Annotated in this window: 1 protein-coding gene and 1 pseudogene; one reads left to right on the plus strand and one right to left on the minus strand. The window is 72.0% G+C overall.

Going from position 1 to position 993, the window contains the following annotated elements; genetic code table 11:
- Positions 1 to 740 (plus strand): M61 metallopeptidase family protein (locus AC1D15_RS34325; RefSeq protein ID WP_477829590.1); only part of this gene is annotated, 740 nt, incomplete at its 5' end.
- A gap of 19 nt (positions 741 to 759) precedes the next feature.
- Here AC1D15_RS34325 and AC1D15_RS34330 read toward each other — a convergent pair.
- A pseudogene (locus AC1D15_RS34330) lies at positions 760 to 993 on the minus strand (TetR/AcrR family transcriptional regulator); the annotation flags it as partial.

The raw sequence follows: 993 nt of genomic DNA on the forward strand, positions 1-993 counted from the left end.
GGCGCAGCCTGCAGGACACCACCAACGAGCCGCTGCTGTGGGCGACGCGCGGGCGCCGCGACTGGAGCTCGTGGCAGCGCAGCGCCGACTACTACGACGAGTCGCGGCTGATCTGGCTCGAAGCCGACATGCTGATCCGCGAGCGCTCGAACGGCAAGCGCTCGCTGGACGACTTCGCCCGCGCCTTCTTCGGTGCCGAGCCGAAGCGCGTGCAGCCGCTGACCTACACCTTCGACGACGTGGTGCGCGAGCTGAACCGCGTGCAGGCGTACGACTGGGCCGGCTTCCTGCGCCAGCGGCTGGACACGCACGACCGGCCGGCACCGATGGCCGGCATCGCCGCGTCGGGCTGGAAGCTCGGCTGGAGCGACAAGCCGAGCGAGCACTACAGCGCGAAGATGGGGGCCTGGAAGGTCACCGACTTCAGCTACTCGCTCGGCTTCGACCTCGGCGAAGCCGCGAAGGTGCGCAACGTGAACTGGGGCAGCCCGGCCTTCGACGCCGGCATGGCGCCCGGTGCGACGCTGCTGGCCGTCAACGGCCGGGCCTACACCGAAGACCTGCTGAAGGAGGCGGTGACCGCCGCGAAGAGCGGCGGGCCGATCGAGCTGCTGCTGAAGTCCGGCGATCTCTACCGCAGCGTGCGCATCGAGTGGCGCGGCGGGCTGCGCTACCCGACGCTGCAACGCATCGACGGCACGCCGGACCGGCTCGCGGCACTGTTCGCGCCGCTGCGTTGAAGGTCTGAACTGATCCTGGTCAGGCCGCGGCGGGCTCGTCCCCGAGTTCCGCCGCGACCGCCTGCAGGATCTCGGTCGACAAGGCCTCGTCGTCGACCGCGCGCGCCAGCACCTGCGCGCCGATCATCGCGGCATACGCGACGATCGCGCGCTCGCGGCGCCGCGCCTTGCGCCCGCCGACCAGTCCGCCGATGAAGTCCAGCGCGTCGCGCACCCCCGCGGTGAACGCGGCCCGCAGCGCCGGCCCCTGGCG

It is taken from the genome of Rhizobacter sp. P2_H2 (genome assembly GCF_056403375.1).